Origin of the sequence: Embleya sp. NPDC059237 (assembly GCF_042754105.1) — a bacterium.
Taxonomy (GTDB): Bacteria; Actinomycetota; Actinomycetes; order Streptomycetales; family Streptomycetaceae; genus Embleya.
In genome coordinates, this window is the sequence record NZ_JBHZAE010000003.1 from 1 (window position 1) to 13,541 (window position 13,541).

Annotated in this window: 14 protein-coding genes, 1 tRNA gene and 1 rRNA gene; 8 read left to right on the forward strand and 8 right to left on the reverse strand. The window is 70.5% G+C overall.

Features of this window, described 5'->3' with window-relative positions; all coding sequences use genetic code 11:
* Together rrf and ACFXKZ_RS10665 are read left to right on the forward strand one after the other, a co-directional pair.
* Positions 1-94, forward strand: a 5S ribosomal RNA gene (gene rrf, locus ACFXKZ_RS10660); the annotation flags it as partial.
* A gap of 71 nt (positions 95-165) precedes the next feature.
* A complete protein-coding gene (locus ACFXKZ_RS10665; RefSeq protein ID WP_379998717.1) occupies positions 166-348 on the forward strand; it encodes a hypothetical protein in 183 nt (60 codons plus the stop codon).
* Between the two features lie 147 nt (positions 349-495).
* On the opposite strand, the gene ACFXKZ_RS10670 is transcribed toward ACFXKZ_RS10665, so the two are convergent.
* Positions 496-2,310: a protein phosphatase 2C domain-containing protein gene (locus tag ACFXKZ_RS10670; RefSeq protein ID WP_379998719.1), complete on the reverse strand. Its 1,815-nt coding sequence runs from the start codon at positions 2,308-2,310 to the stop codon at positions 496-498.
* Positions 2,311-2,890: 580 nt separating this feature from the next.
* Between ACFXKZ_RS10670 and ACFXKZ_RS10675 the strand changes: the two genes are divergently transcribed.
* On the forward strand, positions 2,891-4,051 hold the full coding sequence (locus ACFXKZ_RS10675) for a tyrosine-protein phosphatase (RefSeq protein ID WP_379998721.1): 1,161 nt from the start codon (positions 2,891-2,893) through the stop codon (positions 4,049-4,051).
* Positions 4,052-4,184: 133 nt separating this feature from the next.
* Here ACFXKZ_RS10675 and ACFXKZ_RS10680 read toward each other — a convergent pair whose 3' ends face one another.
* From ACFXKZ_RS10680 to upp, 4 genes are all read right to left on the reverse strand, one after another.
* A complete protein-coding gene (locus tag ACFXKZ_RS10680; protein ID WP_078976446.1) occupies positions 4,185-5,066 on the reverse strand; it encodes a SigB/SigF/SigG family RNA polymerase sigma factor in 882 nt (293 codons plus the stop codon).
* Between the two features lie 250 nt (positions 5,067-5,316).
* Positions 5,317-5,871 (reverse strand): PH domain-containing protein, encoded by a 555-nt coding sequence (locus tag ACFXKZ_RS10685; RefSeq protein ID WP_379998724.1) that lies wholly within the window; start codon positions 5,869-5,871, stop codon positions 5,317-5,319.
* A gap of 4 nt (positions 5,872-5,875) precedes the next feature.
* Complete coding sequence (locus ACFXKZ_RS10690; RefSeq protein WP_170222223.1) at positions 5,876-6,043, reverse strand: hypothetical protein; 168 nt, start codon at positions 6,041-6,043, stop codon at positions 5,876-5,878.
* A gap of 339 nt (positions 6,044-6,382) precedes the next feature.
* On the reverse strand, positions 6,383-7,024 hold the full coding sequence (gene upp, locus ACFXKZ_RS10695; RefSeq protein ID WP_379998726.1) for a uracil phosphoribosyltransferase: 642 nt from the start codon (positions 7,022-7,024) through the stop codon (positions 6,383-6,385).
* 265 nt (positions 7,025-7,289) lie between these two features.
* Here upp and ACFXKZ_RS10700 point away from each other — a divergent pair, with 265 nt between their 5' ends.
* From ACFXKZ_RS10700 to ACFXKZ_RS10715, 4 genes are all read left to right on the forward strand, one after another.
* Positions 7,290-7,478, forward strand: coding sequence for a hypothetical protein (locus tag ACFXKZ_RS10700; protein WP_078979378.1), 189 nt, complete (start codon positions 7,290-7,292; stop codon positions 7,476-7,478).
* A 125-nt stretch (positions 7,479-7,603) separates the two neighbouring features.
* Positions 7,604-8,071 carry a tRNA adenosine deaminase-associated protein gene (locus ACFXKZ_RS10705; RefSeq protein ID WP_360315856.1) on the forward strand — a complete coding sequence of 156 codons (468 nt, stop codon included), beginning with the start codon at positions 7,604-7,606 and terminating at the stop codon, positions 8,069-8,071.
* A 5-nt stretch (positions 8,072-8,076) separates the two neighbouring features.
* On the forward strand, positions 8,077-8,607 hold the full coding sequence (gene tadA / locus ACFXKZ_RS10710; RefSeq protein ID WP_379998728.1) for a tRNA adenosine(34) deaminase TadA: 531 nt from the start codon (positions 8,077-8,079) through the stop codon (positions 8,605-8,607).
* Between the two features lie 10 nt (positions 8,608-8,617).
* Positions 8,618-8,704: transfer RNA gene (locus ACFXKZ_RS10715), tRNA-Ser, on the forward strand.
* A gap of 110 nt (positions 8,705-8,814) precedes the next feature.
* Here ACFXKZ_RS10715 and ACFXKZ_RS10720 read toward each other — a convergent pair.
* Together ACFXKZ_RS10720 and ACFXKZ_RS10725 are read right to left on the reverse strand one after the other, a co-directional pair.
* Positions 8,815-9,408, reverse strand: a complete 594-nt coding sequence (locus ACFXKZ_RS10720) for a LytR C-terminal domain-containing protein (RefSeq protein WP_379998730.1) — start codon at positions 9,406-9,408, stop codon at positions 8,815-8,817.
* 151 nt (positions 9,409-9,559) lie between these two features.
* Positions 9,560-9,856, reverse strand: a complete 297-nt coding sequence (locus ACFXKZ_RS10725) for a type II toxin-antitoxin system VapB family antitoxin (RefSeq protein ID WP_020556786.1) — start codon at positions 9,854-9,856, stop codon at positions 9,560-9,562.
* 169 nt (positions 9,857-10,025) lie between these two features.
* Here ACFXKZ_RS10725 and ACFXKZ_RS10730 point away from each other — a divergent pair, with 169 nt between their 5' ends.
* Positions 10,026-11,582, forward strand: a complete 1,557-nt coding sequence (locus tag ACFXKZ_RS10730) for a helicase HerA-like domain-containing protein (protein WP_379998732.1) — start codon at positions 10,026-10,028, stop codon at positions 11,580-11,582.
* 24 nt (positions 11,583-11,606) lie between these two features.
* Here the strand turns inward: ACFXKZ_RS10730 and ACFXKZ_RS10735 are convergent, their stop codons facing one another.
* Positions 11,607-13,478, reverse strand: coding sequence for an AAA family ATPase (locus ACFXKZ_RS10735; protein ID WP_379998734.1), 1,872 nt, complete (start codon positions 13,476-13,478; stop codon positions 11,607-11,609).
* Positions 13,479-13,541 lie beyond the last annotated feature (63 nt).

Below are 13,541 nucleotides of genomic sequence, written 5' to 3' on the forward strand. Positions count from 1 at the left end.
AACGCCCGGTCTCATTCCGAACCCGGAAGCTAAGCTCTCCAGCGCCGATGGTACTGCACTCGAAGGGGTGTGGGAGAGTAGGACGCCGCCGGAATTTACGTGTGAAAGGCCCATCCCGAAAGGGATGGGCCTTTTGCGTTTTCCGGGGTGCGGTATGGTCTGCGCATGCCTGACAACGAGATGGATCCTGCAGCCAGTACTCAGATGTTCCGGGCTTTCGTCGCCGAGGACCGCCCCGCGGCTCCCGGCGAACCGGCCCGGCGCGGCACCCCGCCGGTGCTACTGATCGCCGGAGTCGTGATCGCGATCATCGTGGTCGCGGCGGTCGTGCTCATTGCCGTCACCTGACCCACCCATCGGTCGATATACCGACCGCCGTACCAACGGGCCGACATACCGCGGGCGGGACCCCATCCCTCCGGGTCCCGCCCGCGATATACATTCCGCGAATACTTCGGTATCCGGTATTCGCGGTTCGTCGCTCGATACCTCCGGTCAGGTCGACGGCCACAGCGCGACGACGCAGCCGTCCTCCTCGCGCAGCCGCAGGCCCTCGTCCACATCACGCAGGTAGTCGAACAGGGATGGCGGGGTCCGCCAATCCTCGGCCAGGCGCGGGGCGAGACCGGCGGTCGGCTGGCCGAGTGCCTCCGCGAAGCCGCCGGTCATCATCACCAGTACGTCGGTGGGCCGCCACGTGGTCCGGCAGATGCGGAGCTGGTCGTCGCCGGCCTGGTCGGGAATCGCCGCCGGGGCGGCCTCCAGCGAGGTGTCCCGGATGCCCAGCGGCGCGCGCCAGCCGCCCTGGGCCAGGCGGAGCACGGTGCTGTCGCCGAGTACGGCCATGTCGACCCGGTCGTCCTCCAGCGGATCGGCGGCGGTGACCAATATCGCCAGGCGGGTGGCGGGTTCGGAGCGGCCCAGCTCGTGCGCGCGGTCGGCGGTGCCGGTCAGGCGGGAGCGCAGGTCCTCCTCGACCTCCGTCTGAACACCGGCCCAGTCCCAGTTCTCGTGCCGTTCGCGCGCGACCATCCGCGCGACGGTGCGGTAGGCGCTGCGGACCGCGATCTGGGCGGCGAGTTCGGAGGCGTGCGCGTTGTCGACGCCGTCGCAGATGATGGCGATCGTCCAGCGGGCGCTCGGGTCCGGGCCGACCGCGAAGCAGTTCTGTCTGGGCAGGCCCTGTTGCTGGTGCAGTTCGCCCCGGACTCCGGCGGCGCGCACGTTCAACCGGCCCAGCCGGCCGCCGTCGACGACCATGCCGCCGCCGTCGGCGAGGGCGGGAGGTGGGAGCATGCGCAACATCCTTCGCGGGACCTCGTCGGCCGGGTTGTCCGCGTGCGCGGAGCGGTGGGGCGTGCGCTGGGCCGGGGGCACCTTGAGGAACGTGGTGCCCGGCTCGCCGGCGTCGTCCGGGGCGGGTTCGCCGCCGACGTCGCGCCGTCGTTCCGTTGGATCGTCGCCGAACCCGGGGCTCGCGTCGATCGACGAGTAGCTGTCCGACTCGACGGCCGGTGCGGGCCGGTGCTTGGGGATCGGCGGGTAGTTCGGACGACGCTCGGCGGACGGGCTCGGACCGGGGTCGAGCGGGTCGACCGGATCCATCGGATCGGCGGGCTCGATGTCGTCGTCGGCCTCCGGCCGCCACTGCTGCGGATCCTCGCGCCGTCCCGGGCGGGCGGCGCCGCGCGACGGCGGCAACACCCCCTGCGCGTCGCGGTGCAGCCGATCGGGCGGCATCGTGTCGCCGGGGATGCTGTCCGACATCGGCGTGCCCGGAGGCGGCGACGAGCCGAGCATCACGTCCTCCCAGTGCGAGGAGCCGGTGCGCCGCCGATTGCGGCCCGACGCGGGCGGCGCCGGATCGTAGTCGGCGTCGTATTCCTGGCCCTGGTCGCGTCCGTAGTCGTACACCCCGGCGTCGGCCTCGTACGGATCGCGGCGGCCGAAGCCGGGCCGGCGGTCGTACTGATCCGGTTCGTCCTCCTCGGCCGGCGCGCCGAACCCGAACCAGTTGGCCACCCGGCGGGCCCGCCCGGAGCGGCGCCCGCCCTGGTCCGGCGGCGCCGAGTCGGGAAAGCCCGGCGGTCCGGAGGGCGCCTCGACCTCGCGGTCGTACAGCGGATCCGGCCGACGGTCGTAGTCCGGGTCCGCCCGACGGTCGTAGTCGGGGTCGGGCCGACGATCCCAGTCGGGTTCGGGGCGTTCACGATCGCCCGGACCGGAGCGCCGGGGACCCTGGGCTCGCGGGACGGGCCGGCCCGGCGAACCATCGCCGGGGGTGTGGCGCTTGCTGGTACCGTCCGGCACGGCTTCCTCCTTCGCGTCGGGCCGGCCGGCGAGCCGGTCCCTTCGGGTCGCCGGTGAGTGGACGTCCTCCCACCCGTGCGACCGGTATCAACAGGTATAGCGTGCACGGCCCGTGCCCGTGGGCGCACGCGCGCGCGTTGGTCCCCACTTTGCCCCGGGTCCGCCCGATGACCGGGCGGATGGCGGCGTTCTACCCGGAATCCCGTCGCTCGGTACCTATTTGACGGCGTATCAGGGAAACTCCCGAACCGGGTGCCGGCGTTCCCCGTCGAGGGGGCGGATGTGGCGACTGGGCGCTTTCGCCGGCGTGTTCGGTGGGCTTCGTGTGGAAGTGGCCTGCGGATGCGGCGGATTCGGGCCGCGAAGGGACGGCGTCGGGCGGTCGGTCCGCCCGGTGATCGGCGGATCCGGGCAACCGGTTCGTACGGTGACCCATCGCACCATCCCTCCATACGGCACCGTCTGGAGTCGGCGCCCGGTCGTCACTACAGTGTGTCCGTCGCTCGGCAGCGACGACCGGTTGTTTTCCCAGGTCGTTCCCGGGCGATCACGAACACTTCCTCCTCGGGAGCACAACCGCATGCGCATACGCACCACCCGCCTCGCGACCTTCGCCGTCACGGCGGCGCTCACGCTCGGCGGCACCGTCGCGGTCGCCTCGTCCCCGGCCTCGGCCGCCACAGGCAACGGCGACTCCGGCGTCTCGGCCCGCGCCGGTCTCGGCTCGGTCACCGGGGCCTCGGCCACGGTCGGCCCGGACGGCACGTACACGATCACCTGGACCGATCGTTGGCCCGGCCCGATGCGCGTGTACGCGTCCACCGACGCGGACCGCTTCACCCGGCTCGTCGGCACGACCAAGGGCACCTCGCTGACCGTGTCCGGCCTGGACCCGGCCAAGCGCTGGTACTTCGCCATCACTCCGGCCGGCCCGAACGGCGGCGTGGTCACCGCCCCGCGCTCGCTCGGCCTGCAGGGCGCGCCCAACGCCCGGGACCTGGGCGGCTACCGCGCGGACTCGGGCCGGACCGTCAAGTACGGCCAGGTCTTCCGCGCCGACGCGCTCGGCAAGCTCACCGACGCCGACGTGGCCCGCCTGGGCGGTCTGGGCCTGGACGTGTCCGCCGACTTCCGTACCGACATCGAGATCGCCGGCAACGGCGTCAACCGGCTTCCCGCCGGCACCCCGGTCGAGAACCTGCCGATCGCCGACGGCAACCTCACCGCCATCACCAACGCCGCGGTGGGCAGCCGGGATCCGATCCGGCAGAAGGAGCTGCTCGGCGACGGCAAGGCCGCCGCCGCGCTGGAGAACGTCTACCGGGGCTTCGTGGACGACCCGGCTCAGCGCGCGCAGTTCGCCACCGTGTTGCGCGACCTCGCGGATGGCAAGACGGTGATCTACAACTGCACGGCGGGCAAGGACCGCACCGGCTGGATGAGCGCGATCGTGCTCAAGGCGCTGGGCGTCGACGACGCCACCGTGCAGGCCGACTTCCTGGCCAGCAACGACAACCTGCGGGCGCGCAACGAGGCCACGAAGGCGGGCCTGAAGGCCGCCGGGCTGATGCAGGACCCGAGCCTGATGGACCCGCTGCTCTACGTGCAGAAGTCGTACCTGGACACGGCGTTCGCCCAGGTGCAGAGCAAGTACGGCTCGTTCGACGCGTACCTGCGCAAGGGTTTGAACATCGACCCGATCACCGAACTGCGGCTCCGGGCCCGGCTGCTCACCAACTGAGCCGCCGCCCGAACCCCGGCACGCCGGGCGCGGGTGGTCTCGGTCGTCCGCCCGGTGAGGCCCCTGATGATCCGTCAGGGGCCTCACCGGACAGCGGTCGAGGCCGCGTGCACCGCGGCCGGGCCGCGCTCGCTCAGGCGGACAGGTCGGCGCGCAGCCGCGCCAACGCGCGGGCGAGCAGGCGCGAGACGTGCATCTGGGAGATGCCGAGGCGCTCGCCGATCTGAGACTGCGTCATGTTGCCGAAGAAGCGCAGCATGATGATCTGCCGGTCGCGGGGGCTCATCCGGGCCAGCAGCGGCCGCAGCGCCTCGCGATACTCGACCCCGTCGAGCGCCTCGTCCTCTTGGCCGAGACGGGCGATCAGCGCGTTGTCGCGATCGTCGTCGAGGTCGTGCGCGTCCAGCGACGCGGGCGAGTAGGCGTTGGCCGCCTCCATGCCCTCGAGGATCTCCTCGACCGTCAGGTTCAGGTGCTTGGCGAGTTCGACCACGGTCGGTGCCCGGTCGTACTTGTGATTGAACTGCTCGGTGGCCTCGGCGAGCGCGAGCCGCAACTCCTGGAGCCGGCGGGGCACCCGCACGCTCCACGAGGTGTCCCGGAAGAACCGCTTGATCTCGCCGATGATCGTCGGCACGGCGTAGGTCGGGAATTCGACGCCGCGATGCGGGTCGAAGCGGTCGATCGCCTTGATCAGCCCGATCGTGCCCACCTGGAGCACGTCCTCGTACTGGTCGGTGCGGCTGCGGAAGCGGTTCGCGGCGAAGCGCACCAGGGGCAGGTTCAGCTCGACCAGGGTGCTGCGCACGTAGGCGTGCTCGGCCGATCCCTCGACGACGTCGGTGAGGCGGAGCAGGAGGGTTCGGGACAGCGTGCGCGTGTCCTGGGGGGTGTCGGTGCCGGAACCCCGGAGCGCGCGGGCGCGGGGGATGCCGGTACGGGGAAGGCGCGCGGGCGCGGCGCGGTCGGCGGTCGAGCCGGCTGTGCCCTCGTGGGAAGCATCTCGCAGCAGCACTGGAGAGCCCACCTCCTCGTCGGTCCTGGAGCGGAACCTGTCCGCTGCCGGCCATGGTGGAACGGCAGCCCGTCGTTCGGTACCCCCTTACCGGCGCGGGTCACCGCCCCAAACCCCTTGCGACATCCCCGATTTGTCAGGTGATGCGGGTGTATCTAGCGGCATGTCGACAGTACGAAAGCCGCGAATCACCGCAAAGAAAATTCGAGGTTTTACCAGCCGTTTCGCATTACTCGTCGGTCTTTGACGATCAGTCGACATTCGGGCCGAACAGTTGATCGCATACCTTCAGGTAGACGGCGTCGGGTCGAGGGACGAACTCGACCTCCCTGAGCGGTTGATCCTGCCCCGCGGACTCCATCACGAACGTCCCGTGCCCGAGCAATCTGCCGCCCGGGCTGCGTCGGTAGCTCATGTCGGTCACCTGGGTCAGCGGCAGCATGTTGACCCGCCGCCCGATCAGCCCGGTGGCCAGGATGATGCGCTTGTCGGTGACGATGAAGTAGTCGTTGCGCCAGGTCAGTATGTGACCCGAGCACCACAGCAGCAGGCCCGTGCCGACCGGCCATACGCCGTACTTCACCATCAGGTTCGCGGACGTGAAATACCACAGCAGCAGCGCCAGGAAGGCGATCCCGAACACGGTGATCGCCAGCGGGCCGATGATGATCGCCCAGTGCCGGCGTACGGCTATCGCGCAGGTCTCGCTGGGCAGCAGGTAGCGGCGTATCGCGTGGGTCTCGGTGGTGGAGCGGTCGACCGGTGCCGGCTCCGGCCCCGACGCCGCGCTCGCCGCTCGGCGCACGACCTCAGCCCGTGAGCCTGCTGATCTGGTCGCCGCACCACTTGGCGGCGGAGGACATCGCCTGGAACCACTGCGCGACCAGGTCGGAGGCCTTTTCGGGCGTGGCGATGATCGTGTAGATGACAAAAACGATCAGGAGCAGCGTCAGGATCCGTTTGGTCTGCCCCGCCATATCCCCCGCCTCCCCTATGAGGTGTCGGGGAGAAACAATAGGGGAGAGGGAGCGGCCGCGGGGGGACCGGCCACTCCCTCTCCCCTGTGGGACCCCCGCCGGAGCAAAGGTGGGTCGTACCTTCGCAGCATCGGCAAACAGTCCCGGGGTGCCTGCGGGGCTCCTGCCCAGCCCCGGGCACATCTCCAGCATGCGCCGAGGCGTGGCCGTGCGCATCCGGCGTTCGGCCTGTCGGGGCAGGGCCTTGGTCCCGCGCGGGACACGGGCCGCGGGATCGGCCTCGAACGGCCGTACGCGGTGCGTGGGTCGGTTCGGGGTCTGCTCGGGTCGCGGCCCGGGTCAGCCCGCGGTGCCGTACAGCCGGTCGCCGGCGTCGCCGAGGCCCGGGACGATGTAGCCGTGCTCGTTGAGCCGCTCGTCGATCGAGGCGGTGACCACGGTGACGTTGGCCTCGGTGTCCGCGAACGCCTCCTGCATCACCTTGACCCCCTCGGGGGCGGCGAGCAGGCAGATCGCGGTCACATCCAGCGCGCCGCGCTCCAGGAGCAGCTTGGTGGCCGCGATCAGGGTGCCGCCGGTGGCGAGCATCGGGTCGAGCACGTACGCCTGCCGGCCGCCGAGGTCGTCGGGCATGCGGGTGGCGTAGGTCGACGGCTCGAGGGTGTCCTCGTTGCGGATCATGCCGAGGAAGCCGACCTCGGCCGTCGGCAGCAGGCGCACCATGCCGTCCAGCATGCCCAGACCGGCGCGCAGGATCGGCACCACCAGCGGCCGGGGGTAGGAGAGCTTGACGCCCGTGGTCTCGCTGACCGGGGTGCTGATCGCGACCGGGTCGACGCGCACCCCCCGGGTCGCCTCGTAGGCGAGCAGCGTGACGAGTTCGTCGGCGAGCCTCCGGAAGGTGGGCGAGTCGGTGCGCCGGTCGCGCAGCGTGGAGAGTTTGTGGGCCACCAGAGGATGGTCGACGACGTGAATCCGCATGGAGCGACAGTAGCCCGCCGGCCCCTCCCGCGACCCTGCGGGGTTGTCGGTTTCGGGGTGTGTTCGGTGGCATTCGTCGGCCGTGCGCGGGTCCGGCGGGCGGTCCGGGCCGGGCGGTTATGGGAATCCCGGGTAAATTGGAGTGATTGAACCGGTTTGTGAACGCACATCCGGCCCGGTCCGGCGGTGCGATGACTGAGCCGGCGTGTCCCGGGAACTACTGCCACGTCGGTTTCGGTGGATTTTCGAGTCCAGGGGCGTGGTGATGGAGAGTCGGGAACCTCGAACGACGGCGGCCGAGCGCCGCGAGGCGGAGGCCGCTCGCCGTCGCCGGCGCACCCTCTTCCTGCGCGAACTCGCCGAGGCGCGCGAGTTGCGGGCCCGCATCCAACCGCGGCGCGCACGCAATGAGCGGCTACGACAGATGATGCGGATGCGTACGTTCCGTTACTGAAAACGGTCCGCGTGCGATCGTCGCGGCGACCTTGTTCGTCAACGTGCGCCAATTCCCGTCGTGGTGGTCCGGTATCTGCCACGATGCGAGAGACAACGCCGAAGCGAACGATCTTGGAGAGTCCCGTGGCGTACTTCGCCGCAGTGCTCGTACGTACAGACGAGCAGTGGGAGGCCCGTGAAGCCGACCTCGACGATGTCGAGGACTCGGCGGGGATGACCGCCCTGGCACGGTCGGCGGCGGTGGACGACGAACCGGTACTGCTGTTCGTCGAACAGGAGGACACCTGGTTCGCGGTCGTCCGGGTGGACGGTGAGGAGGATCCGCGCATCTACGTCTCCGACGTGGCCGCGGTGTCCCGCAGCGCCTACGCGGACGCGTTGCTGACGGCCGATGTGCTCGACGGCCTGGAGGAGGACGACGAGGCCGTGCTGCCGACCGGTCCGGCCGGCGACGAGACCGTCCTGGTGGACCTGGGGGTGTCGGCCCAACTGCTGGCCGACCTCGCGGGCGAGGCGGGGCTGCCCGCGGACGCCATCGCGGTGATAGCGGAACGGCTGGGCTGCGCGGACGAGTTGGAGACGGTCCGCTGAGCACGATGCCCCCACCGGTGCCCGAGCCCCGATTCGATCCCGCGCTGCGGCGGTACGAGCCGGCCATGCGGCTGGCCCTGGCCGAGGCGGCGCTCGCGGTGGACACGGGAGACGTGCCGGTGGGGTGCGTGGTGCTCGGCCCGGACGGCGCGGTGCTCGGCCGCGGCCGCAACGAACGCGAGGCGCACGGCGACCCGACGGCGCACGCCGAGATCGTGGCGCTGCGCGAGGCCGCCAAGGCCGTCGGGGAGTGGCGCCTGTCCGGGTGCACGCTGGTGGTCACCCTGGAGCCGTGCACGATGTGTGCGGGCGCGATCGTCCTGGCCCGGGTCGACCGCGTGGTCTTCGGCGCCTGGGACCCCAAGGCCGGCGCCGCCGGCTCCCTGTGGGACGTACTCCGCGACCGCGGCCTCAACCACCGCCCGGAGGTCGTGGCCGGCGTCGCGGCGGCGGAGTGCACCGCCATCCTGCGCGACTTCTTCACCCTCAACCGCACCGACGAATCCGGTTACGAACCACACCCCGGCATCCGGTAAGCTCTCTCTCGGTAGCGTGTCCGAGTGGCCTAAGGAGCACGCCTCGAAAGCGTGTGATGGTGCAAGCTATCCGTGGGTTCAAATCCCACCGCTACCGCTCTTGCAAGTCGAAGGCGCCATCCGGATTCCGGGTGGCGCCTTCGGCGTTCTCGGGGGTCTGGCGGGGGCTGCCGCCCCTTTGGAGTGGGGCGGCAGCGGGGCTTCGGGTCAGCAGCCGGGGGTGTGGCTGGGCGGGGGCGGGGGTGGCGGGGACAGGATGGCCGCGGCGGCCTCCGGGGTGGCCAGGTCGGTCCACGCGTCGCCGATGGCCAGGTCCACCGAGCCGTCGGTGCGCTGGTCCTCCTTGTCGGTGGAGCCCGCGACCTGGGCGGCGACCACCTTCGCGGGGGTGGCGCCGGGGAAGCCGTGGCGGATCTCGGCGGTGGCCGCGATCGGCGCGTTCAGCGGGTCGTTGGTGACCTTGCCGATGGTGAATCCGCGCGTCTTGAGCGCTTCGGCGACGGTCTTGGCCAGGCCGGTGCGCTTGGTGGCGTTGTAGACGTTCACCGTGATCGTCTTGGGCTCGGGCAGGGGCGCGGCCTGGGTGGGCGGCGGGGCCGAGGCGGTGGGCGAGGGGCAGGCCGCGGCGGTGCCGCCGTCGTCGGACGTGAAGTGGTACACACCCCAGCCGGCGGTCGCCAGGACCACCAGGCCGACCACGATCGCGATCACCACGGGCATGCGTCGCCTGCGCCGCGTCATCCGCGGATACAGCTTGCCAGTGATCTTGTACTGGCCTCCCATGCCGCGGGGAGTGAGCATGCTCATCGGTGTGCCCCCGTCCTCCTCCTGCACGGCATGGCCGTGGTCCCGGTCGCCATGGAGTCGAGGTTAGCGCCGACCTGGCACCTTGCGTATCCGGGCACGGCCGTACTCGTGACGACCACCTGATCGGGCCGCCGAGGTTGCGTGCTCAGCCGAGTTCGAGCACGCGCGCGTGCAGCACCTGGCGTTGTTGGAGGGCGGCTCGGACCGCGCGATGCAGGCCGTCCTCCAGATACAGGTCGCCCTGCCATTTCACGACGTGCGCGAAGAGGTCGCCGTAGAAGGTCGAGTCCTCGGCGAGCAGCGTGTCGAGGTCGAGTTGCCGCTTCGTCGTGATGAGTTGGTCCAGACGCACGGGCCGCGGGGCGATGTCGGCCCATTGCCGGGCACCCGACCTCCCGTGGTCCGGGTACGGTTTGCCGTCACCGATCCGCTTGAAGATCACAGGCTCAGCCTACCGGGATCGTGGTCCTCGAACCCCCACCCTGTGCCGAAGCGAGGGAGCGGCGTCGCGGATCGGGTCGGCTCGGATGGCCGATCCGCCGGGGCAATCGGGATATTTCTTGCGCTATCGGTGTATTCGCTTCCCGGATCCCGGGTGAGCGGAGGAGCGCATGACCGATCAGGACGACACCATCGCGACCATCACAGCCGGGTACGCCTTCACCGGACCCGCGGTGGAGTTGGGCGCAGCCGTCGTCGCGGGCATTGCGCACCCGGGGGCGCGGGTGCGTGTCCCGCTCGGGGTGCTCAACCGGCACGGGCTGGTCGCGGGCGCGACCGGCACCGGCAAGACCAAGACGCTGCAACTGATCGCGGAGCAACTGTCCGCGCAGGGCGTCCCGGTCTTCCTCGCCGACGTCAAGGGCGACCTCTCCGGCATCTTTGCACCGGGGGAGCCCGGGGAGCGGGTCGCCGCGCGGGCGGCCGAGGTCGGGCAGGACTGGCAACCGGGCGGATGCCCGGCCGAGTTCTACGCGCTCGGCGGGATCGGAACCGGGGTGCCGATCCGGGCCACGATCACCGACTTCGGGCCGACGCTGCTCGCGAAGGTGCTGGATCTGAACGAGACGCAGGAGTCCTCGCTCGGGCTGATCTTCCACTTCGCCGATCAACGCGGCCTGGAACTGGTGGATCTGAAGGACCTGCGCGCGGTGATCCAGTTCCTGACGGACGATCAGGGCAAGGCGGAGCTCAAGCGGATCGGCGGTCTGTCCGCCGCCACCGCCGGGGTGATCCTGCGTGCGCTGATCACGTTGGAGAACAACGGCGGGGCGGCGTTCTTCGGCGAACCCGCCTTCGACACCGCCGACCTGCTGCGCATCACCTCCGACGGGCAGGGCGTGGTCTCGCTGCTCGAACTCGCGGCGGTACAGGACAAGCCGCAGTTGTTCTCCACCTTCCTGATGTGGCTGCTCGCCGACCTGTTCCACGATCTGCCCGAAGTCGGCGACCCGGATCGGCCGCGCCTGGTGTTCTTCTTCGACGAGGCGCATCTGCTGTTCACGGGTGCGTCGAAGGCGTTTTTGACCGCGATCACCCAGACCGTGCGGCTGATCCGGTCGAAGGGGGTCGGGATTTTCTTTGTCACGCAGACGCCGCGTGACGTGCCCGCCGATGTGCTTTCCCAGTTGGGCAATCGGGTCCAGCACGCGCTGCGCGCCTTCACCCCGGAGGACGCGAAGGCGCTCAAGGCCACCGTGTCCACCTTCCCGCGCTCGTCCTACGACCTGGACCAGGTGCTCACCCAGGCCGGCACCGGCGAGGCGGTGGTGACCGTGCTCGGCGAGAAGGGCGCGCCGACTCCGGTGGCCTGGACCCGGCTGCGGGCGCCGCGGTCGCTGATGGCGCCGATCCCGGAGGAGGCGATGCGGACGTTCGTGGCGAACTCGCCGCTGTTCCCCACGTACGGCACCGCCATCGACCGGGAGTCGGCGTTCGAGAAGCTGACGGCGGCTCAGGCCCAGGTCGAGGCGCCCGCGGAGCCGGCACAGCCGCCCGCGCCCGACGAACCCGCGCGCGGGCGGGCCCGGGAGGAGAAGCCGAAGCCCGGGATGGTCGAGCAGATGATGGGCAACTCCGCGGTGAAGTCGATGTTGCGCTCGATGGGCACGCAGATCGGCCGGGAGATCACCCGCAGCCTGTTCGGCACCGCCCGCCGCAAACGCTGACGGGCGGGCCGACGGGGGCCCGGCTCAGCGGCGCGGCATCTTCGCGAACGCCTCGATCCAGAAGCGCTGTTTGTCCACCGACTGGCCGACCAGATAGCTGGAGCGCAGCTTGGGCGGCAGGCCGGCGAGCAACTGCGCGACGGTGTCCATGTGTTCGCGCAGTTGGGACAACTCGGCGTTGGCCAGCACCTGGTGCACGATGTCGGTGTCGTCGGTGCCCTCGCCGGACTCCTCGTTGGCCGCGTCGAGTCGGCGCACCCATTCGGCGAGGTTGGCCGAGATGTCGCCGAGGCCGGTGGCCGGGTTCTCCGCGAACCTGGCTTCCAGGGCGTTCAGCGGCACGGGCGCGTATTCGCCGTCGCCGAGGTAGACCTTGGCCATCTCCAGCGGCAGCTCGCGCTGGTGCAGCTTGATCAGCCGCTCCAGGGTGCGCTTGGTGATCCAGTCGCGGCCCTCGTCGTCGATGTCGTTCTTCCACCACTCCAGCACCGTCTCGGCGACCGGGCCGTAGGTGGCGATCAGCCACTCGTTGGCCGGGATGTCCTCGGGACGAATGGTCAGCGACGCGGTGAAGCGGGTGGCCTGGGCGATGTTGTTGCGCGAGACGAGCATCTTGCGGCCGAGGTGGTACGGCGGGTTCTGCAGCGCTATCTGGGCGCGCAGGCCGGGGATCGGGCGGCCCGCGATGGACCACTCCTGGGTGACCTCCATCAGCTTGGCGAAGGTGGACTTGTCCTTGGGCCGGTTGTATTCGTCCCAGACGATCACCTTGGCGCCGGGATCGGTGAACTTGGCCGCCAGCAGGTTCTCCAGCGAACCGTCGGGGGTGGGCACGGGCGCGCACAGGTCCTCGACGTTGGTCACCGGCAGCGAGAAGTAGAGCGGGTCGTGGCCGAGTTCGGCGCGCACCACCTCGCGCACCACCTCGGTCTTGCCGCAGCCGGGCGGACCCTGGACCAGCACCGACCAGCGGCGGTGGATCGCCTCGCGGACGATCCGGCGCACCGCGTCGGGGGTCTGGTCGGGGTTGCGTACGCCCAGGCCGGAGGCGATCCGGTCGAGCACCTCGTCGGTGCGGTCCGGGCCGGGGGAGCCGTCCTTCTTGGTCTCGGTCAGCGCCAGCCGCTCGCCGTTGACCAGCGGCAGCCCCCACACCAGCGGGAAGCCGGCCAGCGCGCAGTCGATCACGTGCTCCAGTGTGCGCGGGGACATCAGTTGACGCAGCGCCGGGGACAGGCTGGTCCACACCTGGAAGACCTGGGTCAGGTCGGTGCCGGCGAAGCGCTCGGCGAGCTTGTAGCGCCACGCGGTGTCGGTCGCGGTGATCTTGACCGTGACCATGCGGTCCAGGATGGCCAGGTCGGTACGCCGGGTCGCGGTCTCGGCCAGCGACTCGTTGTCGGTGAGGAAGACGCCCACGCAGCCGAGTTCGCGCAGGTCGTGTTCGCCGAGCGTCCAGTTGCAGGCGATCTGCATGAGTTGGGACTGGATCGTCTCGCCCGCCTGCAACGCGTCGTCGATCAACAGCACGAAGCGTTTCCCGGGCCGAAGTTGACGCATGATCAGCTGACGCAGCACCAGTTCGCCGGTGCGCGCGTCCCGGACCGGCGCGTTGATCAGCAGGTCGTCGGGGGTCAGGTTGGCGGCCGGGACGAAGACCAGGACCGTGTCCTCGTGTCGGTCCGGGATGTGGCTGAAGAACGTGGCGGTCTTGCCGATGCCGTGTTCGCCGAAGATCTGCCCGGTCTGGCCGAGGTCGATCATCGCGTCGATGAACTCCTCGAGCTTGGACACGCCCTTCCAGCCCTTGGGGCGCTCGGGAAAGGTGGCGGTGACCTTCCACTTGGGCTCGGACGCGGGTCGGCCGGCGCGCGTGGTGTCAGCGGTGATCGTCATGGTTCCTTCCGGGGGCGGGCGCACGGCGTGCTGTCGCGGAGGGCTCTTCGGCCGGGGGCGTCG

Excerpts from the sequence above, each read along its gene's own strand:
- ACFXKZ_RS10665 (WP_379998717.1), top strand. The coding sequence starts at position 166 with ATGCCTGACAACGAGATGGATCCTGCAGCCAGTACTCAGATGTTCCGG.
- ACFXKZ_RS10675 (WP_379998721.1), top strand. The coding sequence starts at position 2,891 with ATGCGCATACGCACCACCCGCCTCGCGACCTTCGCCGTCACGGCGGCG.
- ACFXKZ_RS10690 (WP_170222223.1), bottom strand. The coding sequence starts at position 6,043 with ATGGCGGGGCAGACCAAACGGATCCTGACGCTGCTCCTGATCGTTTTT.
- upp (WP_379998726.1), bottom strand. The coding sequence starts at position 7,024 with ATGCGGATTCACGTCGTCGACCATCCTCTGGTGGCCCACAAACTCTCC.
- ACFXKZ_RS10700 (WP_078979378.1), top strand. The coding sequence starts at position 7,290 with ATGGAGAGTCGGGAACCTCGAACGACGGCGGCCGAGCGCCGCGAGGCG.
- tadA (WP_379998728.1), top strand. The coding sequence starts at position 8,077 with ATGCCCCCACCGGTGCCCGAGCCCCGATTCGATCCCGCGCTGCGGCGG.
- ACFXKZ_RS10720 (WP_379998730.1), bottom strand. The coding sequence starts at position 9,408 with ATGCTCACTCCCCGCGGCATGGGAGGCCAGTACAAGATCACTGGCAAG.
- ACFXKZ_RS10730 (WP_379998732.1), top strand. The coding sequence starts at position 10,026 with ATGACCGATCAGGACGACACCATCGCGACCATCACAGCCGGGTACGCC.
- ACFXKZ_RS10735 (WP_379998734.1), bottom strand. The coding sequence starts at position 13,478 with ATGACGATCACCGCTGACACCACGCGCGCCGGCCGACCCGCGTCCGAG.